The following is a 21,415-nucleotide window of genomic DNA, read 5'->3' as shown; positions in this document are numbered from 1 at the left end:
AGGAGATCGCCATGAAAGCCATCCTCTTTGTTCTCAGCGTCACGGTGACGGCCGCTGTCGTTCTGGGCAGCCAAGCTGTCGGCCACCTCACGAGCCGGGCTGAGCGCCTGGATCTGGTCGTGGACGCTGCAACCCGCTAGCGCTCAAACCCTGACCAGGAGATGTCTGTATCCCTCTTGAAAGGGGATGTGGGCATCCCGAATGCCGGCGATCCGCACGCGCCGGCTCTATCTTTCCGATTTCCCGAGTGCGGCGGGGGAGACCATCCATGTTGAACAAGGCACAACTCATCGGCCGATTGGGCCGCGATCCCGAGGTACGCTACACGCCGGAAGGTAAATGCATCGCCAATCTGGCGCTCGCCACCTCCGAGTCCCACAAGGACAAGAGCACGGGCGAAGTGAAGCAGGCCACCGAGTGGCATCGGGTCGTCCTGTTCGGACGCCCCGGCGAAGTGGCCGGGGAATACCTGAAGAAAGGCTCGCTGGTTTTCATCGAGGGACGTATCCGGACCCGGAAATGGAAGAACCAGTCCGGTCAGGATCAATACACCACGGAAATCGTCGGCCACGAGATGAAAATGCTCGATGGCCGTTCCGAGGCGAGGGCATCTGCCCAAGCCACGAATTCCGGCCAGACCGGCGGCGGTGCTTCCTTGGCTGCGCCGACGGACGAAGGCTTCGACTTCGAGGACGACGACATTCCCTTCATTTCCGTCGTCGCCGTGAAACGCGACCGACTGGGTCGTCCGCGATTCGCCGTCTGACATTTATAGTGCGTTGAGTTGACTGGCCGAGCGGCCGGTTATCGTGACGATTAATTCATCAACCCAAACCGGGGGATACCCTCCCCGGCGGGATCAGGGTGTCCCCTCACAGGAGACCCCCATGAACAACAAGCTGATCCAGAAATTCGCCGAACGCTTTTCCGTCGACCAGACCAAGGTCATCGAGATCCTCAAGGCCACCGCGTTCCGGCAAAAGCCCGGCTCCACGCCGGTCACCGACGAGCAGATGATGGCCTTGCTGATCGTGGCCGACCAATACGGCCTGAACCCGTTCACCAAGGAAATCTACGCCTATCCCGACAAACAGAACGGCATCGTGCCGGTGGTCGGGGTCGACGGCTGGGCGCGGATCATCAACCAGCACGCCAACTTCGACGGCATGGAGTTCAGCGCGTCGGACAACCTCGTGGAACTGCCCGGCGCCAAGCCCTGTCCGGAATGGATGGAGTGCGTGATGTACCGCAAGGACCGCAGCCATCCCATCGCCATCCGGGAGTATCTCGACGAGGTGTACCGCGAGCCCTTCTCCGGCAACAAGGACGGTCGCAACTACACCGTCAACGGGCCCTGGCAAACCCACACCAAGCGTTTCCTGCGCCACAAGACCATGATCCAGGCCTCCCGCCTGGTGTTCGGCTTCGTGGGCATATTCGATCAGGACGAGGCCGAACGTATCCTCGAGGGTCAGGCCGAACCCGTGACTGGCGGAACCGACCTGACGCCTTACACGGGCGGCGAGGCCAGTCCGGATGCCAAGCGCATGGCGCCGAAGCTCATCGCCCGGGCGGAAAAAGCCAGCGCCTGGCAGGCGGCGCTCGATTATGCCGCCGAGCATTTCAGCGGCTTCGATCTGAGCTACGTCACCGCGGAGATCAACCAGGCGCGACAGGCCAAACTGGCCGCTGTGCCGGTCAACTCTGATGGAGCGGCATCCGGCCACCAAGCACTGGCGGAGGCCAAGAAGACGCTCAATCCGGAACCGGCCGAAGCCTGATCCGATTCTCTGAACCCTACCCGGGGCGCCATGCATCGCCCCTGCGGGATGCATGGCGCCTCTTCTGGAGGATGCCATGAACGATTCAAACATCACCAAATCGGCCAACCGGTTGCCGCTGCACACCGACTGGGAACGCTACGAAACACCGGCTGCGGTGCGCAAGCACGGGCGGCAATTCCTGGAACGGATCTGGCGGCAACTAGAAGGCGAACGACCCGGATCGGGTCTGGAGCGCATCGCTCAGCACTTCGGCGCTCGCAGCTTCGAATCCGAAGATGCGACGCTGCTGTTCTTCGAGGACGCTGATCAGGCCGCCGCCTGCGCCCGCCTGTTGCAAGAGACGGGGGAGGCCTTGTCGATCGAGGTGCAACTGAGCGTGCAAAGACGAGATCGCGCTGGTACTCTCGACGCAACTGTCCTCGATGGGAGGACGGCATGAAGATCGTGGACCTGAAGCAACGCACGCCGGAATGGCATGCCTGGCGCAACGCCGGCGTCACTGCGTCCGAGGCACCGGTCCTGATGGGCTCGCCCTACAAGACGCCTTGGCGGCTGTGGGCGGAGAAGCGCGGCCTGGTATTGCCGGAAGACCTTTCGGGCAATCCCCATGTCCAGCGCGGCCTTCGGGAGGAACCGATCGCCCGCCGGCGCTTCGAGGATCGGCACGGTGTCCTGCTGTTGCCGATCTGCGCGCAATCGACCGACGAACCCATACTCCGGGCCTCGTTCGACGGACTCACCGACGACGGCCATCCGGTCGAACTGAAGGCGCCGACGGAAGCGAAGTTTCGCGAGGCGCAGGCCAACGGCACCGAGTCGGAACTATACCGGCGCTATTACGCGCAAGTGCAGACCCAGATCTATGTAGCCGAGTCCGACAAGGCCTTTCTGTCGCTGATCTTCGGCGAGGAGGTGCTCGATCTCGATGTTCCCCGCGATGACGACTGCATCGTCCGGATCGTCGAGCGGGCCCGGGTCTTCTGGGAGTGCATCCAGACCGGCAAGGAACCGCCCTTGGATCCGGAACGGGACCTGTATGTGCCCAAAGGCCCGGAACTGGAAGCCTGGCTCCATCTGGCCGCCGACTATCGGCAACTCGATGAGAAACGAGCACCCTATGTGGCGGAACTCAAGGCCATCGAGAAGAAGATGGCCGAGATGGAGCAGCGCTTCCTGGCGATGATGGGGGAGTTCACCCTCGCCGAATCGTCGGGTGTACGCATCAGCCGTTATCTCAGGCGCGGGGCCATCGACTACAGGGCTGCATTTCTGGAATGGCGGCCGGATATCCAGGAGAGCGATCTGGAACCGTTCCGACGGAAGGGCGCCGAGCAGGTTCGGCTGACCCTGCGCGACGACGAAGACAGCAGAACCGAAGTGCCGTTCGAGCCGGAAGCCCTGAGACGGGTGGCCGGTCTCGATTACTGGTTCTGAGGTTTCAACCGCCCCGGTTTTTACCGGGGCTTTTCCCTTGACGCTTGTCCGTGGCAGGCCTCAGCGGAAAAATCCGGTTTCCGATTTTTAGCGCTTTCCGATGGGAAACGCTGAAATCCTGCCCAGTGCAGGCGTTCCGTCCGAGGGCGGCGGCGAAGGTATTTCTTCGCCGTGCCGGGTGCGTCAAACCCGGTTCAACCCGCCGCAAGGCTTTCACCCATAGGGGAGACATTCCCCCTATGGGAGATCTGTCTCCCCGATCTTGAATCAGGAGGCAGATATGAGCAGAAACCACGATCGATTGGCCGTGAAAGCGGCCCAACTGGCAGCCGAGAACACCCTGCTGGACCTGGCAACGGAAAAACCCGCCACGGTGGCCGGTGCCTTGCTAGCCCATCCCGACCTCTTTCGGGAACTGCACGACGACATGGCGCGCATGCTCCTGCTTGCGCTCATGGACCGGGGACAGGCGGAGACGCTGCGCCAGCTTCTGGGGCTGAAGGCTATCGGTCGCCGCAAGGCGCCGCTGTTGGCCGAACTACTCCTTCGGGATGCGTTCGGCGAGTAATACGGCCTGGAGCAGTTGGGAGGCGGGACTGTCGTCTTCGACCTTCCATTTCCGTGCTGCGCGCTCCAGGGCGCCGTTGTGCTCGTCGACGGTGGCCGGTGTCTGGTAGACGCCGGTCATCTTGCGAAAGGCGCCGAGTTCGCGTGCGCTGAGTCGCAGCTTGTCGCCCAGTTTGATCATGACGGGATGTCCGTTACCGAAAACTTATCGTAACGCAGCATCCTCAATACGCAACCCCGGCGGGGAGGTTCAGCCTTTCCCTTGGGGGGGACGTGAACCTCGTCGCGGGTGTCACCCTGCAAAGGAGGTTCCCATGTACCCAGTATTTCCCGTATCCACCACCTTCGGCGTGCCGGCGCCGGCCGCCATGGTCGTCGAAGGCTTTGCCGATGCGTCCCATCCCTGTGTGCCGGTGCGCAGGGACTACATCTTCCGCAAGGATCACTTGCGGGACGTGTTGGCCTTTCTATCCGCACCTAAGGGCGATGGTCTGTTCATCACCGGTCCCACCGGTTCCGGCAAGACCTCGCTGATCGAGCAGGTCGCAGCCCGGCTGCACTGGCCGGTGCAAACCGTCACCGGCCACGGCCGGCTGGAACTGCATGACCTCCTGGGGCAATACATGCTGCTGGGCGGTGGCGAGATGCGTTGGGTCGACGGACCTTTGTCCCTGGCGGTCCGCCACGGACACATCTTCCTGGTGAACGAGATCGATGCCATGGAGCCGTCCGAACTGATCGGCCTCAACGACATCGTCGAGGGCAAGCCGCTGACGCTGCCGCAAACCGGCGAAGCGGTGAAGCCCCATCCCAAGTTCCGCCTGGCGGCCACCGGCAACAGCGCCGGTTCCGGCGATCAATCGGGACTCTATCAGGGCATCCTCCGGCAGAACCTGGCCTTCCTGGATCGGTTCCGGCTGATGGAAGTGGGCTATCCGGACGCGGCCGAGGAAATACAGCTGCTGGTCGACGTGGTGCCCACCATGCCCCAGCCGGTCATGGAAAAGATGGTCAAGGTCGCCAACCAGATCCGCAAGGTCTTTTTGGGCGGACAGGATGGTGCGGGCGAGTTGTCCGTCACCCTGTCCACCCGCGGGCTGATCCGTTGGGCCAGCCTGGCGGCGACCTTCAAGGGGGCGCCTAATGCGTTGGCCTATGCCCTGGACAGGGCGCTGACCCTCCGGGCCGAGCCCGCCGAGCGCGAAGCGATCCACCGCATCGCCTCGGACGTGTTCGGCGAGGACTGGGGAGGTGTCTGATGGCGGATTTCGAGCTGTATCGATACACCCATGCCGACGGCTCCTCCAAGGATTGGGCGATCCGACTCAACGGCGACGGCAGCTTCACCACGCGGTGGGGCCGGACCGGATCCCGCTTGCCCCAGGACAAGACCAAACCCCTGCGGCACCCGGACGAGGTTCACCACCTGAAGCAGGCCAAACGGCGCAAGGGGTATGAACTCATCGGCCGAGTCGAGATCGATAACGCCGGGAACCTGCTGACACCCGTCCAGGGCATCACGCCGGCCACTCCGCCGTTTCGGCCTCAGATCAAGGCGGTGTACTGGAGCATCGAGCTCATAAACCCCGGAAAACGTGCGGTTCGAGATCGGCTCGGCAACCGGGTTCAAGCGTTGATCGGACTGATCAAGGCGGCCGGCGACATCGAGGCGTCATCCCGATGGAACGGCTGGCGACAGTTGATCGACCTGACCGAGAGCGATGCCCTTGTGGAGCTTTCCGGTCAGATTCGCCATGGGCACGGTGTCATTCCGCTGCTGTTCCTGATGGCCTTGCGGCAATCGGCGCTGGACGATGTGCAAATCGGCATCGCCGGCGAAGATGGCCGCGAGATCGGCGATCTCAAGGCCGAACACGAGCTGTTGCCCTGGTTCGGTACCGACCTGGATGCGGTGCGTCCCATGGCGGAAGCCCTGGAACTCCTGCAGCCTAGGATAAATTTGACCACCCTGGCCGGCGACGATTTCTACTTTTGAAGCCGTTTCCTGACTCCCATGGGGCGCATCGTTCGCCCTTGGGGCGTGGTGCGTCCCTTCACGACATTGGAGACGTACCATGCAAGAAACCATGATTGTTTTGGACCGCCTGCTGGTGGTCAAACTGGATGCCACCATCTGGGGCGGCCGCAAGAAACTCCGCAAGGAAGATCTGATTCTGGCCGACGGCAGCGTGCTGCCGCCGGAGGATCTGGCGTCGCTGGGCTCGAAGAAGATCGCCGACCCCGGCGAGCTGGCGGTGTTCAACCGCCTCAAGAAGGAAGCCGAGCGGATTTGCCTGAAGGTCGGCACCCGCTTCCTGGGCGGATTCGCCGTGCCGGAAGGCGCCATCGGGTCGATTCGGTGCGAACTGGATCGGATCGCCTCGAGTTTCGAAATCGCGCGGGGTGAGTTCCTGTCCCGTTACGACGAGGCCATTTCCGACTGGGTTGCCAAGCATCCGGCCTTCGCGCAAGCGATCCGCCGCGCGGTGGACCCCGTCGACGTGGTGGCGGCCGGTTTGCGGTTCGACTATGTGGTGTTTCGAGTTTCGCAGCCTGAACCGGACGAAGGCGAAAATTCGCCGGAGATAGCCGAAAGCCTGAGCCGTAAGGTCGAAAGCTTGAGCGACAACCTGTTCCGGGAAGTCGCCCAGGATGCCAACGACCTGGTGGAACATTCCCTGTTGGGACGGCAGAGCGTGACGCGGAAAGCCTTGAGTCCCTTCAAGCGGATCCGCGACAAGCTGGACGGGCTGGCGTTTCTGGATCATCGGGTGAGCCCGGTGGTGCAAACCATCGATGACTTGCTGTCCCGGGTGCCGAAAGTCGGCGCTCTCGATGGCGCCTATCTCCAGGAAGTCTTTGCCTTCGCCTTGCTTCTGTCCGATCCGGAAAGGATCAAGCGGCACGGGGAGGGGCTGACCCAGGAGGCGGTGTCGCCGTCGGTAACGGACAGTGGGCTTTCCCCCAATGTCCGTGCCGGACGAGGAACGCCAAGCCGAGCTGGACATCCTGTCCACACCGGACAGTCCAGCGGAATCCTCGACCATCGACCGATTCAGTCTGTTCGACGGAATCGAGGAAGAAATGGACGCCGATGAGGTTCCCGCCGAATCTACGCCTGAGATGGCCGAAACATTCATTCCCGCGAGCGACCCCGCACTCGTACCGGCATCCCCGGCCGAGTTCTGGTTCTGAACCGGTCTATCGTGGCGTTATCGTCATTCGAGTCTTGAACCCCACCGGGGCAAACCTGCCCCTTGGGGTGTGGTTTGCCCTGCTCTCAAGGAGCCAAACCATGAAAGACAGAACCCTGAACAGGGCATTTCCCATCGTCGCCGCCGCCATCGGTCAGCGATTCGGCATCAAGGTCCGAGTCGGTGGCGATCAGGCCTACACCACGGGAGATGCCATCCAGTTGCCCGGCTATGACGGCGATGATCCGGATTACAAGGATTACGCCTGGGGGCTGCTGGCCCACGAGGCATTCCACATCCGCCATTCCGACTTCACGATCGACTACGGGCGCTCGGTCATCCGCCGGCGACTCTGTGGCGCCATCGAAGATGTTCGCATCGAGTACGAAGGCGCCAGGGAGTTTCCAGGCACCCGGCTGACCATTCGGACAGTCATTAAGAAAATGGTCGACCAGGGCAGGTTCAAGGCTCACACCGAGCAAGATCATCCCGGCGACATACTTCACGGCTACGTGCTCAAGAGCCTGCGTGCCAGGGTGCTGGGGCAGGCCGCCCTGACTCCGCTGGTGACCGAAAGCGAGCAAGCCCTGAGGGCCCGATTTCCCAAGGGTGCCGTGATCCGCCTGAAGGGTTTGCTGTCGGAAGTGCCGGAAGGCCTGACCTGCGAGCGCGACTGCCTATCCCTGGCGGACCAGATACTCGAGATGATCGAGGACGAAGTCAGGAAGGAAAAGGAAGCCGAGTCGACACGCCCGGCAAGCGGGTCCGATTCGGACCGGGACGATGGTGCCGATCCGGATGAGTCCGATAGCAGTGCTGGCGAAGAGAATTGCCGGCCGGAGTCTGGACACGACGAAACGGCAGACGCCAATCCGGAGGATGGCCAGGCTGGCCAAAATCCGGATCAGGCAAGCGCGACGTTGGACGTTGCCGGTTCCGAGCAACCCATCCCTGCCGACGACGGCGGAGTTCAGCGCACCGGGATCGACACCGCGGCTTTGGAGACATTGCTTCAGCAAATCCTCAGCACCGAAGAAGACGACCTGGAACAGGATGTCTTCGAGGCGGTAAAGGAGGCGCTGAGGATCGACGACGCCCAGGTGGCTCCTGTCTGCCTGCCCAGTGGCGATGACCCCAGGCGCAACGAGGCGATGGGGCTGGCGCTGCACCGCAAGGTTCTGGTGGAGTCCGGGAAGATTCGGGCGGCCCTCCAGGGTGTGGTGCAGTCGCATCGTCGTAATCGGCCCGTCCGCAAACGCTGCGGTCAGCGGATCGACAGCGGGCACCTGCATAGGCTGCCCGCTGGCGAAACCCGGGTCTTTCTGCGCCAGGCGCACAGGGTGAATCCCAACACCGCGATTCACCTGCTCATCGACCGGTCGGACAGCATGGGTTATCAGGCCCATGATACGGCAGGCCGTGCGATGGGAACGCGGATGCCCCTGGCACTGGATGCGTCCATGGCGTTGGCTCTGGCCCTGGAAGGCATACCGGGAGTGAACCCGGCGATCACCGCTTTTCCGGGTGGAGATGAACAGTCGGTGTATACCGTGCTCCGTCATGGCGAGAAGCTCCGTCCGAACGTCGGGGCTTTCGCCTTGACGCCGGGCGGCAGCACGCCGATGGCCGAGGCGATCTGGTACGCCGCCGCGTCATTGTGCCGGTGTCGCGAACCCCGCAGGGTGGTGATGGTCCTGAGCGACGGCCAGCCCGACGACCGTTTGTCGACCCTGGACATCCTGGCGCGCTGCCAGCGCTCCAGCATCGAAGCGGTGGGGATCGGTTTGGGTATCGACGTCAGTCACCTTTATCCGAAGTCCATCGTGATCAACGATCTTGGTGAGCTGCGAACCCGGTTGTTCGAACTGGCGAAGGATCTGCTGATCAACCCATAAACGCTGCGCCGACCTCGTGTCGGCGCCTTCTCCCTGTCGATCTCCTTCAGGTCGGCATGGAGAAGGCGAATTCCTGTACGGCACCCTGGCGGTCCGTACGCGATGATCCCAGCTGGGGATCGAAAACAAGCAGCCACCCGATCGTCCTGCCGAAGGCCTCGCTTTCGGCAGGACCCGTTACCATCCCGCACGGGGAGTTACGACTCCCCTCGGGGCGCGTTTCTCCTCACGCTTCAACGACAGGAGAAACCCATGTATTTCCTCTTTGGATTGATCTTTATCGGCGCCGCGATTGCATCCATCCTGGCCATCGGCCGGGCATCGATGGCGCTCATCGCAGTTGCGACCGAGGCGTGCCGGCGTGTGCTTCGGTGGCATCGCGCCAAACGTGCGAAAGCCAGGCAGGCGATTCCCATCCTGCAGATACCCACGCCGAAGCTCGACTGGGAGGCGTTGTCCCGCGACACGCGGCAACGCCTTCTTAAGCGGGGACCCCGGGCCAGTCGAGAAACCATCCTGCTTTCCACGCTCGACCTGGAAATCGCCGTCGAACTGAAGAAACAGGAGTTGCAACGGCTGAAGCTTGAGACGGCCGCGCTCAAGGCGCAGTCGGCCAAGCCCCGCAAGGGCGGGCAAACCACTTCTAGCGGTTTGCTCGAAACCGCTAGGCCGGAACCGAGGACAGTTTGGGGCGTCGCAGGCGCTGACGATAGCGTTCCGAGGCCCAGCGATCGATCTGACGGATCTCGGGATCGTCCTGATCTGCTCGCTCAAGGGCAAAGATCAGTTCGTCCACGAGCCCTTCAAAGCGATCGCTTCCGCCATTGAAGACCTGAAGCCTCAGGCCGTCGACGGCGACTGTCCTGACCGGATGGTGCGCCGGCGTTTCTTCCAACAGGAGGAGATTCCAGGCCGCAATGGCCTGGATCTTGGCCATTGCCGGTGCTAGGCCGAAAAGCCGCTGGAGGTCGGCGACCAAAGCTCGGTCGGATGTGTCCTGCAGATCGACCTCAACGTGGGATAGCTTGTCGGACAGGTCGGCCATTTCGCGAAAGTAGCGATGGCATTCGTCGAGTTTCTCCCGGGCTTCCGCACGGATTTGCGCTGGAGAAGCTTCGCGTAGCCATCGTTTGAACCATTGCTTGAACATGTTCGGAAACTCCTGGTGTGTCGGCACTCCACCCGAACATACCGGAGAAATCCCGTTTAACAAGACCCACCCAGCCTCGCGTTTTCCTAAAACGCAGGGCTTTCATTCACCCCGAGGGGCAGTTCGTCCCATGCAGGGTCGGTCTGTCTCTCGAATCACGGAGCAGACCATGACGACTCATACCTTGTATGTACTGGACGTGACTGGCGATTACCGGCCGGCCGACACCCCGATCATCATTGCCGAAGCCAAGCGGCGCCTGGCTTCCAGGTTCCGCCGCGGCGCGGCCTTGTCCTCGCCGGCGGCGGCGAAGGAGGCGATTCAGCTGAAATTGTCGGAACGCGAGCACGAAGTGTTTGGTTGCCTGTACCTCGACAACCGGCACCGCGTGATCGAGTTCGCCGAGTTGTTTCGCGGCACCATCGACGGCGCCAGCGTCTATCCTCGCGAGGTGGTCAAGGCCGCGCTGGGATGCAATTCGGCGGCGGTGATCTTTTTTCACAATCATCCGTCGGGAGAGGCGTCGCCCAGCGAAACCGACAAGACCCTGACCCAACGCCTGAGAACGGCACTGGCCCTGGTCGACATCCGCGTGCTGGACCACTTTGTGATCGGTGGCGATGCAGTCTATTCGTTCGCCGAGTCCGGCCTCTTGTGAGGCCCGGAGCTTAGCCCGTTTTTACAGACATATCGTCGTAAACCCTACTGGGGGAATTCCCCCCTCAGGGGATGCCCTCCGGATCACCCAGGAGGACATATGACTCTCAAGTTCGGCCGACCGCCGCCACGAGCGGCTCCGTCCGGCAAGGCCGTTCCAACCGATATTCGCGGCGCCTTCACGCACGAATACGTGCAATGGTCGGACGCGGACGTTCAAGCCCTGCGACGGGGAATCCTCATCCGGGCCATCGAGGCACTGGACAATTCCCGGCTCGGCACGCCAGCACGATCCGAGCTGCTCGATTGGGTCGGCCGCGACGGCATCGCACCGTTTTCATTCGCGGCCTGCTGCCTTGCGGAAGGCGTCGATGCGGATGCTTTACGTGACTTGCTGGCGGCTCGGTTCCACCTGAACCGGCAAGTCGCGTAGCTATTTCAATCACGCTTTCCACTTGGACGATCATCGGAAAGCATCAACCCGGCCGGGAAGAACGTCTCCCTGGTTGGGAGCGTTTTCCCGGCATTTCCCAGGAGAACGTTATGAATCCGAAAGTCTTGATCGTGGTGTCGGGCGGTGTCGCCTGCGCCTACGTCGATGCCGGCGTCGATGCGGTCATCGCCGATTTCGATCACCTGAAGGCGGCCGACCCGGCCGATATACAGCCGATCGATGCGCGGTTCCAGGCGCTGATGGCATTGGCCGGCATCGCCGGCGGCTGGCCGGTGAGCGAGAACGGTGTCGTCAACGACGCACTCCGCCACCCGGAAGTTGAGGGAGGTGTTGCATGAGTGCGATCTACGGCTGCACGGCCGAAATCCACCTGCCACCTCCCAATGCGGAGATTCATAGGGTCATCGAAAACCTGGGCAGGCGCCTCGGATGGGCCAGCGATGCCCAGCTCGAACAGGAGTCCGCAAGCGACGGCACGGTCTGGCTGAACGTCCATTGTCCGGAACAGAACTGCGGTCATGCCTTCATCGAGGATCTGGATGCCGCATTCGCCGAACTGGCCCGGCACGCCATCGAAGGTTTTGCCGTCGACTACGTGTACGAAGCCGACCGGGGTGCCGATTTCCACGGTCCGACGGCTGAGGCGAAAGCCATCGCCAAGCGGAACTGGAATTTCGCCAGGGCCGCTTACTATCTGGAACAGGAAGGCATCGATCTTCATCGGTTGCTGGAACTGCCGGTAGCCGCGTCCGCCGTGGTGGAAGACATCAAGGCGGCTTACGGGACTGGCCACGGGAATGAGGCCGACGAAACCCGCCTGGACTGGCCCGATCGGGCCCACAGCTACCACCAACGGGTGGAGCGGCGGTAGAAGATCATCATCACCGACCGATAAGGTCACCTTACCCACCCGCCGGGGGATGTCGTCCCCCTGGGGGGGCCGCGTGCTCCGGCTTTTTTCATAGGAGAACCGCCATGCACATGCTGCATTTCATACTGATTCAGTCCGACCGAGACCTGGAAGCCGGGGAGGTCTTCGTCCTGGCGGCCGACGCCATCGAGCCTTTTAGGGACGAGGTGTTCGACTGGCACGCCGAGGGGCCCGGTCGCTGGGGGCAGGAATATCCAGCTCCGCTGTCGTTCAGGAAGGATCCGGATCGATTCCGGTCCGAATTGGCCAGCATCATTTCTGGGATCGAATGCAGTCGGCACGATACTCTCGACTATCTGGTGCGCCAGTTGGGGCTGAGAGCGGACAGCCCGTCGGAGTCTTTGGGACGGGCCCTGTTCGGCAACGCCGGATCGCTGCCGGAACATACCCTATGGGCCGCAATCCGGTTCCTGAAGCTGATGCGCGGGGACTATGTCCCGGACAGCGGCTTCTACGACGCCATCGAAGGCTCCGCCAGGATGCCGAATCCTGAGCAAATCCTTCAACGGGACCTCGGCGAGACCGAGGACCTTTACCTGGTGCCCATGGACCTGCACGGCTGAGGGAGGACACATGAGAACCCAAGTAAGCTCACTGGACTCGACGCCGATCCGTTTGGCGGCGAGGGGTCGATGGCTGGCGATACTCGGGGATCTATGTCCCGAACTGGAAGCCGTGTTGGCAAAACCCGGCCGGCATCACGCTTGCCCTGTCCACGGCGGACGGGACGGCTTTCGCCTGTTCCGGGATGCGGACATCTCGGGAGGCGGCATCTGCAACTCCTGCGGTGCCAAACCGGATGGTTTCGCGCTGCTGATGTGGTTGCGGAACTGGAGCTTCCCTGCCGCTTTGGCGGCCGTGGCTCAAGTGCTGGGTAGTGGGTCGAATTCCGGGCCACTGTCCGCTCGACCGCCTGTTCGCAACAATGATCTCAACCGGCAAGGGAAAGATCAGCGGATCAAGGCGCTGCTTCGCCATACCTGGACGGCGGCATCGCCCTGGGATGCACCTGAGTCCGCGCCATTGAGAACCTATCTCCGTCACCGCGGCCTGGATCCGGAGGCGCTTGGCGGGCAACTGCCGCTACGCTTCCATCCTTCTCTGCCATACCTGGAAGACGGGGTTTGCCTCGGACGTTATCCGGCCATGCTGGCGCTGATGTCCGATACGGAAGGCCGACCGGCGACAATACACCGCACCTTTCTGACCGCGCATGGACGGAAGGCGCCGGTCTCATCGCCGAAGAAACTCATGCCGCATGCTTCCGACCGCTCCTTGATCGGCGGGACTGTGCGTTTGGGACCTGCATCATCCATATTGGGAATCGCTGAAGGCATCGAAACGGCTTTGGCGATTCACCAGACCACCGGTATGACCGTTTGGTCTGCCCTGAGCTGCACACTTCTGGAAAGGTTCGTTCCTCCAGGTAGTACCGAACAAATCGTCATTTGGGCGGATCGGGATGCAAACGGGGCAGGTCAGCGTTCGGCCGAAGTCCTGCGGAAGAACCTGGAGGCCAAGGGCATTAAGGCATCCATCCTGCTGCCACCCCGCAGCGGAATGGATTGGCTGGATGCGCTGAACCGATGTGGCGTCGACGGATTTCCGATTCGACGAAACGATTTGGCCGATGCCGCTTGCAAGAACGAGCAATCCGGCCGTAGGAATTTAAAGGGCGGAATCGAGCGAGTCGTGATCTAACGCTCGTTGGAAATAATGGGTAATCGATCAACCGTCGAAGCTCGCGAAAGTCCACTCTGTTCTATTGATCAATGAAAATGAAAAGCCCGCAGATCTCACGGTTTGCGGGCTTTTTTGTCGAAGGGGAGAACGCACATCGGTAGCTCGGACACTGAACGCGGCAAAGCCAAGAAAGCAAGGAACATTAGGTATCTGCTATCGGTGCGGTCAGTCGCCGTACGGTCAGTTCGGCGCGTTGTTCGATCAGAGTTAAGATCCTCTCGAGTATGGCGCGACCGGCAAATTCCGGTGCAGCCTGGAGTTTGCGGGCGGTAACGGGCAGTCGCTTCGCCAGTTCCAGAACGCGCTTGCGCGTTTGCGCCTTGGCGAGACCGGCCGCTTCCGCAAACTGGTCCCAATGGCGGGCCTGTACTTCGCTAAACAGGTATTTGCTACCGAGCGTCATGGCCATCTTGGGGGTGAGGTCCGGGTACACCGCGGTCGACAGCGCGTCGTAGAGGGGGGCCAGGATGGGGACCTTGCCAGTATAGAGCAGGGAGAAATTCTTGGCATGGGCATCGTGGTTGCCGATCAGCGCATTGAAAGCCACATAGTCGAGCAGACTCAGGACCTTCGGCGCACTAGGTCGGGTGACCCGGCGCACCAGTTCGAAACAGTGCGCGAGACCGGGTCCACCCTCGTTCTGGTATTTCATCTCGGGCACCACGCCCAATGCCTGACAGAAGTCTTCCTGATGCAGCCGGTGAATCCGGCCTTCCACACCGTTCGTTCGGTCGTAGCGCTCCACCAGAAGGAAGCGGCGATCACCGATCGAGCGGATACTGGCGCGGGCAGCCTTGAGCTGCATGGCTTCGGCCAGCGCTAGGCAGAACCCCTCGTTGGTGACGCTGTCCTCGATCCCGTGAATGGCCGGCTTGAGGATGTGGGAACTGGGCGTGCCGTGACGGGGCAGACCGATCCGGTCACCGTCCACCACCACCGGCAATTTGTCTTGGGCGCCGGCCAGCGACAGGCGCAGGCCATCCCGTCCGGCCAGCATCGGGCGACGGGGCAGTTCGTCCAACAGGGCAATGACCGCCTCATTGCTCAGCCATTCGATTTCACCTTCGCCTACGGGATTCGGAGCGTTCCCCGGTTCAAGAAAGGTGACGGCTCCGGCGCATTCTCCGCCGATGCGATCCAGCAGGGCAAAGTCGTTTTGCCCGGACACCTGGAGTTGTTGGGCAATCAAGCGGCGCAACTGGCCTTCGGGCAACAGGCCGGCGAAGAAGGGGCGCGTCCTGCGGTCGTCGAAGGGCTCGGTCTGCAGTGGCAGCGAGCACGACAACGCGACGGCATTCGGCCGCTTAAGCCAATCGTCGGTGTAGCGGAAGCTCAGCCTTCCGTCGATCAGCGCCAAGGTACCCACTCGGTCAGCGAAGAGCCAAACCTCGAGCTCATTAGTCATCGCCGCAGTCCTCGCTGCGTGAAGTTGCCGTCGGCAGGCCGCTCAGTGAAAGCGCTCCGCCCAAGGCTTCGATGACCCGCAGGACGGTTTCCAGACGTAGGGTAGGCTTTCCTGCCTCCAAATCGACGATGAAGCGCAGGCCGCAGCCCGCCGCTAACGCCAACTGGGATTGTGTCAATCCCAGTTGCTTGCGAGCGGCGCGCAGCGCCTGACCGAGTTGTTGGGTGGAACGAATGCTGATCATGATTTTCCCGTTCGGGAAATTATCAGGCAGAATTGACAGCAGTGCCAGAAGAATTTACCGAACGGGAAAGTTTGTTCGCGGCGATTATGCCGTATCCCGAATGTTCCCGAACGGTAAAGCGATTCGGACAACGCGAGGGTGCGTGGGTCACGCACCTCGATCGTTCGAAAATTCGGATGATGGCCCGTCTATTGTTTGTCCTTTTCGCTGATCTTTCGCGTCACCGCTTTTTCTGACGCTCTGTACGATGTGGACAGGCTGAACTTCATGAAACATGAAGCCGATTCCAACACACCAGGTTTCTACCGTAAGGATTGTCCAGTGAGGGTGCGATGAGCAAAAGAACGTTGGTAACGATTACGGATGCGGCAAAGATCATCTGTGTCAGTCGAGCGACAGTCTACAGAATGATTCAAGCCGGTGGCTATGACCGGCAAATTGCCCAGGGTACCAAGTCCGAGGAGGACGTACCGCGTGCGATTCGAGGGTATCTGGGGTGCCGATTCCCCGGGATGATCAGATTGGGTCCCCGTTGTGTGCGCCTGAACCGGGAGGCAGTGGAGGCGTGGGTGGCTGCAAAAGCGTTCGGAAGCGAGTAACGCCATGCACTATGGCATGCACTACGGGAATTTCAGACTAGCTGGTTCAGTGAGTGCCGGTGTTGCATAAGTAACTGATTTGGCGGAGAGGGTGGGATTCGAACCCACGTGGGGATGTTAGTCCCCCATCCGATTTCGAGTCGGCGCCGTTATGACCGCTTCGGTACCTCTCCCCGGAAAAGACTGATATGATACGACACTCTTGTCGAGAACTAAATGGTGGGGGACATGAATTTGTCGGAAATCATGCCCTTCGGCCTAAAACTACAAGACACTCCAGGCCGAAGTTTAGATGACAGAAGAAGTGTAGACAAAAAAACCGAATTTATAGGGGGGCGACAAAAAAAATCGGCATTAAAAAAATCCAAGTTTTTCCATTTCCTCGTTTATCTCTTCTGCACCACGTCTTTTTCGGGGTGCGTTCGAGAAACCTCCCAGCCTTTAACTCAGCTGGAGCGGATAAAGCGATCCGGCGAACTGCGGGTCGTCACCCGGTATGGACCCTCCACTTACTACGAAAGTATCAACGGGGCGGTGGGTCTGGAGCATGATTTGGCGGAGCTTTTTGCCAAGCAACTCGGCGTCGAAGCGAAATTCATCGTATCGGATTCGGCGAAACAGGCCATTCAGACTCTCGATGACGGGCAAGCGGACATCGCGGCAGCCGGGCTAATCATCGACGAAACGCGGAAGAAGAAATTACGCTTCGCGCCATCGTATCGCGTCCTTGCCGAGCAAGTGCTGTACAGCGACAGCCGTCCGCGGCCCAACGGCATCGCCGATCTAGCCGATGGCGTGCTGGAGGTTCCGGCGGGCACCAGCCATGTTAATACCCTCAAAACGCTGAAGCGTAACCATCGCGATCTTAACTGGCGAATCAATTTCGAGCAGGACGTTCACGAGCTTCTATTTCTCGTCAGCGAAGGACTGGTCGATTACACCATTGCCAATTCGGATCAGGCATTGATCATGCGCCGCTATTATCCGAAGCTGCAAGTCGCCTTCGATATCGGCAAGACCCGGGAGCTAGCCTGGGCTTTGCCCATGTCCGAGGATGCCAGCCTGTACGACGAGACCGTTCGTTTTTTCCGGGAGATCAAAGAAAACAAGACGCTGGACCAGTTGATCGACCGCTACTATGGCCACGCCGAAGCGTTCGACGTGACTTTGGATAGTTCGTTGCGTCGCGACTATCAAACCCGCCTGCCCAAGTTCAAGCGTTGGTTCGTGCAGGCGGGCAGGCGGTATGACATCGATTGGCGTCTTTTGGCCGCCGTTGCTTATCAGGAGTCCAAATGGAGCAGTACGGCAGTGTCTTCCGAAGGCGTGCGCGGCATGATGATGCTGACCGGCGTCACCGCCAAGGAGCTGAAAGTAACCGATCGGTTTAACCCGGCCCAAAGCATTTGGGGGGGCGCGTCCTATCTTCGGCAGACCTTGGCTAATATTCCGCCGCAGATCGAAGACCCCGATCGCACCTGGTATGCCTTGGCGGCCTACAACCTGGGTTATGGTCATATCGAGGATGCCCGGGATCTGGTCGCAAGGCGCGGCGGCGATCCCGACAAATGGATCGAAATCAAGAAGGTGTTGCCGCTGCTGGGCAAACCTAATTGGTACCGGAAGACCAAGTACGGCAAAGCTCGCGGCGGCGTGGCTGTTCATTATGTAAACAGCATACGCCGGTACTACGATCTCCTGGTTTGGCTTACCGAAGAAAATAAGGCCGGCAAGCTCGCCATGGGGCCGGGAAATTCCCGGGGGTCGGGTGTTTAGCGTCTTTCTTGAAAAAAGCGTCTGAGGAGGCTGCCGCAGTCCTCCTCCAGGACGCCGCCCCGGTATTCGACCTTATGGTTGAGAAATTCGGCGTCGGCCAGTTGCAATGCGCTGCAAACGGCGCCCCGCTTGGGATCCGAAGCGCCGAACACCAGCCGCTTCACGCGGGCATGAACGATGGCGCCCATGCACATCACGCAGGGCTCCAGGGTGACGTAAAGAACGGTGTCGACCAGCCGGTAATTGCCGAGCCGCGCGCTGGCCGCTCGAAGTGCCATGATTTCGGCATGGGCGGTAGGATCGTTCGCACCGATCGGGCAGTTCCAGCCCTCGGCGATCAGCGCATCGTCCTTTACCAGTACCGCACCCACGGGCACTTCGCCCGTGTCGCCGGCGCGACCGGCAAGCGCCAGGGCGTGGCGCATCCAGTCTTCGTCGCTCGGAGTCACGGGTGAAAAATTATTCCCACTCGATCGTAGCCGGCGGCTTGCCCGAGATGTCGTAGGTTACTCTCGATATGCCGGAGACTTCATTGATGATCCGGCGCGAGACGAGATCGAGGAAGTCGTAGGGGAGGTGCGCCCAGCGGGCGGTCATGAAGTCTATGGTTTCGACGGCGCGCAGCGCGACGACGAAATCGTAGCGGCGCCCGTCGCCCATGACGCCGACCGATTTGACCGGCAGAAATACCGCAAACGCCTGGCTGACCTTGTCGTACAGATCGTGCCGGCGAAGCTCGTCGATGAAAATGGCGTCGGCGCGGCGCAGCAAATCGGCATATTCCTTTTTGACTTCGCCCAGAATACGTACGCCCAGGCCCGGGCCGGGAAACGGATGGCGATAAACCATCTCGTAAGGCAGGCCGAGTTCCAGTCCGATCTGTCGGACTTCGTCCTTGAACAGCTCCCGCAGAGGCTCGACCAGCTTGAGGTTCATGTTTTCCGGCAGACCGCCGACATTGTGATGGGATTTGATCACGTGGGCCTTGCCGGTCTTGGAGCCGGCGGATTCGATCACGTCCGGATAAATCGTGCCCTGCGCCAGCCAGCGGGCATCGCTGATTTTGCCCGCCTCTTCGTCGAAGATTTCGACGAAGAGTCTGCCGATGATCTTTCGCTTTTGTTCCGGGTCGTCGATGCCTTCGAGCGCGTGCAGGAATCTGTCCTCGGCATTGACTCGGATGACATGGACGCCCATGTGCTGCGCGAAGGTCGTCGTGACTTGATCGCCTTCGTCGAGACGCAAAAGTCCGGTATCGACGAATACGCAGGTAAGGTGATCGCCGATGGCTTTGTGCAGGAGCGCTGCGACCACCGAGGAATCCACGCCGCCGGAAAGACCGAGAATCACCTGGTCGTTTCCTACTTTGGCCCGAACGGCCTGCAAACTGTCTTCGATGATATTGCGCGGTGTCCAAAGCGCTTCGCAACCGCAGATGTCCTTCAGAAAACGTTCGAGAATGCGCTTCCCCTGCCGGGTATGGGTCACTTCAGGGTGAAACTGAAGACCGTAATAGCCGCGTATGTCGTCAGCCATGCCCGCTATAGGGGCGCTTTCGGTCGAGGCGATGAGTTTGAAGCCGGGCGGCAAATCCGTTACCTGGTCGCCGTGACTCATCCAAACGTCGAGCAGGCCGTAACCTTCCGGGGTGGTATGGTCTTCGATGCCGGACAGCAGGCGGGAATGGCCGCGGGCGCGAATCTGCGCATAACCGAACTCGCGATGGGCGCTGGCTTCCACCCGGCCGCCCAGTTGTTCGGCCATGGTCTGCATTCCGTAGCAGATGCCCAGCACCGGCAATCCCAGATCGAATACGATGGCGGGTGCCCGAGGCGTGTTCGCCAGCGTGACGGTCTCCGGCCCTCCGGAGAGAATGATGCCGCGAGGCTGATACTCGCGAATGAACCGCTCGTCGCAATCGTATGGGTGAATCTCGCAATACACGCCGATTTCTCGGATGCGGCGCGCGATCAATTGCGTGTATTGAGATCCGAAATCGAGAATTAAGATCTTCTGGGAATGGATGTTCAAAGCCATGGAACCTAGGGTCGGTTTCTGTCAGTCGAGCCAGTAATTAGGTGCTTCCTTGGTAATCGTCACGTCGTGTACGTGGCTCTCCCGAACCCCGGCCGAGGTCACTCGAACGAAGCTCGCATTGTTGCGCATGGCTTCGATGGTGTCGCAACCGGTGTAGCCCATGGCCGAACGTACGCCCCCGATCAGCTGATGAATGATTGCGATCAGGCTGCCTTTGTAGGGGACGCGGCCCTCGATACCCTCGGGAACGAGTTTTTCGGCATCGGTACTTTCCTGGAAGTAGCGATCGCTCGATCCCTGCTGCTGTGCCATGGCGCCCAGCGAGCCCATGCCGCGGTAGGATTTGTACGAACGCCCCTGGTATAACTCCACTTCGCCGGGAGCTTCCTCGGTGCCGGCGAACAGTCCGCCGATCATGATCGAGTAGGCGCCTGCCGCCAATGCCTTTGCGACGTCGCCGGAATAGCGAATGCCGCCGTCGGCGATAATGGGAATTCCGCTTCCTTTGAGCGCCTCGGCGACGTTGGCCACGGCCGTGACCTGCGGGATGCCGACGCCGGCCACGATGCGGGTGGTGCAGATCGAGCCGGGGCCGATACCTACCTTGACCGCATCCGCTCCCGCCTTGACCAGATCTCTCGCCGCTTCGCCGGTGGCGATGTTTCCGCCGATCACCTGTACCTGCTTGAAGTTCTGCTTGACCCAGCGGACGCGGTCCAATACGCCCTGGGAGTGGCCGTGAGCCGTATCGACCACGATCACGTCGACGCCGGCTTCGACCAGTGCGGCGACCCGATCTTCGGTACCGGCTCCGGTGCCGACGGCGGCGCCGACGCGAAGGCGCTCCTGCTCGTCTTTACAAGCCTGCGGGTAATCCTTGGCTTTTTGGATGTCCTTTACGGTAATCAGTCCCCGAAGCTGGAAGTTGCTGTTGACGACCAGAACTTTTTCGATCCGGTGCTTGTGCAGGAGGTGGATGGCTTCCTCCTTGCTGGCGCCTTCCTGTACCGTGACCAGCTTTTCCTTGGGCGTCATGGCCTTGGTCACTGGTTCGTCGAAGCGGGTTTCGAACCGAAGGTCGCGGCTGGTGACGATGCCCACGAGATTTTCCCCGTCCACGACGGGCACGCCCGAGATTCTTTTGGAACGGGTCAATTCCATGACTTCCCGAATGGTGGTGTTCGGAGAAACCGTGATGGGCTCTTTGATCACCCCGCTCTCGTATTTTTTGACGCAATGAACTTCATAGGCCTGGCGTTCAACGGTCATGTTCTTATGGATAATGCCGATTCCTCCTTCTTGGGCCATGGTGATGGCCAGGCGGGACTCGGTGACTGTGTCCATGGCGGCAGACAGCAGAGGGATGTTTAGGCTGATGTTGCGGGTGAGCTGGGTTTTCAGGCTGACGTCGCGCGGCAGCACGGCCGAGTGAGCAGGAATGAGGAGGACATCATCGAATGTGAGCGCTTCTTGAATCACACGCATAATTTGCTCCCGCCAACTAAAATCCACAGATTGTATTGAAAAGGCCTGTAAATTGCAATG

Annotated in this window: 24 protein-coding genes and 1 tRNA gene; 17 read left to right on the top strand and 8 right to left on the bottom strand. The window is 60.8% G+C overall.

Annotated elements, in window-relative coordinates; translation table 11 throughout:
• The first annotated feature begins 11 nt into the window (after positions 1 to 11).
• The 6 genes from ACWJKU_RS13910 to ACWJKU_RS13885 all read left to right on the top strand — a co-directional run bounded on the left by ACWJKU_RS13910 (position 12) and on the right by ACWJKU_RS13885 (position 3,786).
• Positions 12 to 140 (top strand): hypothetical protein, encoded by a 129-nt coding sequence (locus ACWJKU_RS13910; protein WP_454143077.1) that lies wholly within the window; start codon positions 12 to 14, stop codon positions 138 to 140.
• 128 nt (positions 141 to 268) lie between these two features.
• On the top strand, positions 269 to 766 hold the full coding sequence (gene ssb, locus ACWJKU_RS13905; protein ID WP_454143075.1) for a single-stranded DNA-binding protein: 498 nt from the start codon (positions 269 to 271) through the stop codon (positions 764 to 766).
• Positions 767 to 887: 121 nt separating this feature from the next.
• Positions 888 to 1,781 (top strand): phage recombination protein Bet, encoded by an 894-nt coding sequence (bet, locus tag ACWJKU_RS13900; protein ID WP_454143073.1) that lies wholly within the window; start codon positions 888 to 890, stop codon positions 1,779 to 1,781.
• 76 nt (positions 1,782 to 1,857) lie between these two features.
• Positions 1,858 to 2,223 carry a hypothetical protein gene (locus ACWJKU_RS13895; RefSeq protein WP_454143071.1) on the top strand — a complete coding sequence of 122 codons (366 nt, stop codon included), beginning with the start codon at positions 1,858 to 1,860 and terminating at the stop codon, positions 2,221 to 2,223.
• The gene (locus tag ACWJKU_RS13890; RefSeq protein ID WP_454143069.1) at positions 2,220 to 3,218 is read left to right on the top strand and encodes a YqaJ viral recombinase family nuclease; all 999 of its coding nucleotides are present in this window, start codon (positions 2,220 to 2,222) and stop codon (positions 3,216 to 3,218) included. Before ACWJKU_RS13895 ends, ACWJKU_RS13890 begins: the two co-directional genes overlap by 4 nt.
• Before the next feature lie 280 nt (positions 3,219 to 3,498).
• Entirely contained in the window at positions 3,499 to 3,786 is a 288-nt protein-coding gene (locus tag ACWJKU_RS13885; RefSeq protein WP_454143067.1) for a hypothetical protein, read from the top strand.
• Here ACWJKU_RS13885 and ACWJKU_RS13880 read toward each other — a convergent pair.
• The gene (locus ACWJKU_RS13880) at positions 3,757 to 3,966 is read right to left on the bottom strand and encodes a hypothetical protein (RefSeq protein WP_454143065.1); all 210 of its coding nucleotides are present in this window, start codon (positions 3,964 to 3,966) and stop codon (positions 3,757 to 3,759) included. The two genes, ACWJKU_RS13885 and ACWJKU_RS13880, sit on opposite strands and share 30 nt — an antisense overlap.
• A 133-nt stretch (positions 3,967 to 4,099) precedes the next feature.
• Between ACWJKU_RS13880 and ACWJKU_RS13875 the strand changes: the two genes are divergently transcribed.
• The 4 genes from ACWJKU_RS13875 to ACWJKU_RS13860 all read left to right on the top strand — a co-directional run bounded on the left by ACWJKU_RS13875 (position 4,100) and on the right by ACWJKU_RS13860 (position 8,874).
• On the top strand, positions 4,100 to 5,044 hold the full coding sequence (locus ACWJKU_RS13875; RefSeq protein WP_454143063.1) for an AAA family ATPase: 945 nt from the start codon (positions 4,100 to 4,102) through the stop codon (positions 5,042 to 5,044).
• A complete protein-coding gene (locus ACWJKU_RS13870; protein WP_454143061.1) occupies positions 5,044 to 5,781 on the top strand; it encodes a hypothetical protein in 738 nt (245 codons plus the stop codon). Before ACWJKU_RS13875 ends, ACWJKU_RS13870 begins: the two co-directional genes overlap by 1 nt.
• A 79-nt stretch (positions 5,782 to 5,860) precedes the next feature.
• Positions 5,861 to 6,883: a DUF3150 domain-containing protein gene (locus ACWJKU_RS13865; protein ID WP_454143059.1), complete on the top strand. Its 1,023-nt coding sequence runs from the start codon at positions 5,861 to 5,863 to the stop codon at positions 6,881 to 6,883.
• Between the two features lie 197 nt (positions 6,884 to 7,080).
• On the top strand, positions 7,081 to 8,874 hold the full coding sequence (locus ACWJKU_RS13860) for a VWA domain-containing protein (RefSeq protein WP_454143057.1): 1,794 nt from the start codon (positions 7,081 to 7,083) through the stop codon (positions 8,872 to 8,874).
• A gap of 664 nt (positions 8,875 to 9,538) precedes the next feature.
• Here ACWJKU_RS13860 and ACWJKU_RS13855 read toward each other — a convergent pair.
• Positions 9,539 to 10,087: a hypothetical protein gene (locus tag ACWJKU_RS13855; protein ID WP_454143055.1), complete on the bottom strand. Its 549-nt coding sequence runs from the start codon at positions 10,085 to 10,087 to the stop codon at positions 9,539 to 9,541.
• A gap of 106 nt (positions 10,088 to 10,193) precedes the next feature.
• Between ACWJKU_RS13855 and radC the strand changes: the two genes are divergently transcribed.
• From radC to ACWJKU_RS13825, 6 genes are all read left to right on the top strand, one after another.
• Positions 10,194 to 10,682 (top strand): RadC family protein, encoded by a 489-nt coding sequence (radC, locus tag ACWJKU_RS13850; protein ID WP_454143053.1) that lies wholly within the window; start codon positions 10,194 to 10,196, stop codon positions 10,680 to 10,682.
• 99 nt (positions 10,683 to 10,781) lie between these two features.
• Positions 10,782 to 11,114 (top strand): hypothetical protein, encoded by a 333-nt coding sequence (locus ACWJKU_RS13845; RefSeq protein ID WP_454143051.1) that lies wholly within the window; start codon positions 10,782 to 10,784, stop codon positions 11,112 to 11,114.
• 110 nt (positions 11,115 to 11,224) lie between these two features.
• Positions 11,225 to 11,473 carry a hypothetical protein gene (locus tag ACWJKU_RS13840; RefSeq protein ID WP_454143049.1) on the top strand — a complete coding sequence of 83 codons (249 nt, stop codon included), beginning with the start codon at positions 11,225 to 11,227 and terminating at the stop codon, positions 11,471 to 11,473.
• Positions 11,470 to 12,006 carry a hypothetical protein gene (locus ACWJKU_RS13835; RefSeq protein ID WP_454143047.1) on the top strand — a complete coding sequence of 179 codons (537 nt, stop codon included), beginning with the start codon at positions 11,470 to 11,472 and terminating at the stop codon, positions 12,004 to 12,006. Before ACWJKU_RS13840 ends, ACWJKU_RS13835 begins: the two co-directional genes overlap by 4 nt.
• A gap of 104 nt (positions 12,007 to 12,110) precedes the next feature.
• On the top strand, positions 12,111 to 12,629 hold the full coding sequence (locus ACWJKU_RS13830) for a hypothetical protein (RefSeq protein WP_454143045.1): 519 nt from the start codon (positions 12,111 to 12,113) through the stop codon (positions 12,627 to 12,629).
• Between the two features lie 10 nt (positions 12,630 to 12,639).
• Positions 12,640 to 13,767, top strand: a complete 1,128-nt coding sequence (locus ACWJKU_RS13825) for a DUF7146 domain-containing protein (RefSeq protein WP_454143043.1) — start codon at positions 12,640 to 12,642, stop codon at positions 13,765 to 13,767.
• Between the two features lie 184 nt (positions 13,768 to 13,951).
• On the opposite strand, the gene ACWJKU_RS13820 is transcribed toward ACWJKU_RS13825, so the two are convergent.
• From ACWJKU_RS13820 to ACWJKU_RS13810, 3 genes are all read right to left on the bottom strand, one after another.
• Positions 13,952 to 15,214 carry a HipA domain-containing protein gene (locus tag ACWJKU_RS13820; protein WP_454143041.1) on the bottom strand — a complete coding sequence of 421 codons (1,263 nt, stop codon included), beginning with the start codon at positions 15,212 to 15,214 and terminating at the stop codon, positions 13,952 to 13,954.
• Entirely contained in the window at positions 15,207 to 15,458 is a 252-nt protein-coding gene (locus ACWJKU_RS13815; RefSeq protein ID WP_454143039.1) for a helix-turn-helix transcriptional regulator, read from the bottom strand. Before ACWJKU_RS13815 ends, ACWJKU_RS13820 begins: the two co-directional genes overlap by 8 nt.
• Positions 15,459 to 16,137: 679 nt before the next feature.
• Positions 16,138 to 16,230: transfer RNA gene (locus ACWJKU_RS13810), tRNA-Ser, on the bottom strand.
• A gap of 43 nt (positions 16,231 to 16,273) precedes the next feature.
• On the opposite strand from ACWJKU_RS13810, the gene mltF reads away from it, so the two are divergent.
• Positions 16,274 to 17,833: a membrane-bound lytic murein transglycosylase MltF gene (gene mltF, locus ACWJKU_RS13805; protein ID WP_454143037.1), complete on the top strand. Its 1,560-nt coding sequence runs from the start codon at positions 16,274 to 16,276 to the stop codon at positions 17,831 to 17,833.
• Here mltF and tadA read toward each other — a convergent pair.
• From tadA to guaB, 3 genes are read right to left on the bottom strand one after another with little or no spacing between them, the layout of a single operon-like run.
• Complete coding sequence (tadA, locus tag ACWJKU_RS13800) at positions 17,830 to 18,282, bottom strand: tRNA adenosine(34) deaminase TadA (RefSeq protein WP_454143035.1); 453 nt, start codon at positions 18,280 to 18,282, stop codon at positions 17,830 to 17,832. The genes mltF and tadA overlap by 4 nt on opposite strands.
• Positions 18,283 to 18,292: 10 nt before the next feature.
• Positions 18,293 to 19,870: a glutamine-hydrolyzing GMP synthase gene (gene guaA, locus ACWJKU_RS13795; protein WP_454143033.1), complete on the bottom strand. Its 1,578-nt coding sequence runs from the start codon at positions 19,868 to 19,870 to the stop codon at positions 18,293 to 18,295.
• A gap of 21 nt (positions 19,871 to 19,891) precedes the next feature.
• Positions 19,892 to 21,355 (bottom strand): IMP dehydrogenase, encoded by a 1,464-nt coding sequence (gene guaB, locus ACWJKU_RS13790; protein ID WP_454143031.1) that lies wholly within the window; start codon positions 21,353 to 21,355, stop codon positions 19,892 to 19,894.
• Positions 21,356 to 21,415 lie beyond the last annotated feature (60 nt).

This window comes from Methylocaldum sp. MU1018 (assembly GCF_053646775.1).
Note: the sequence above shows the minus strand (reverse complement) of the source record. Positions and strands in the feature narration are given on the sequence as shown.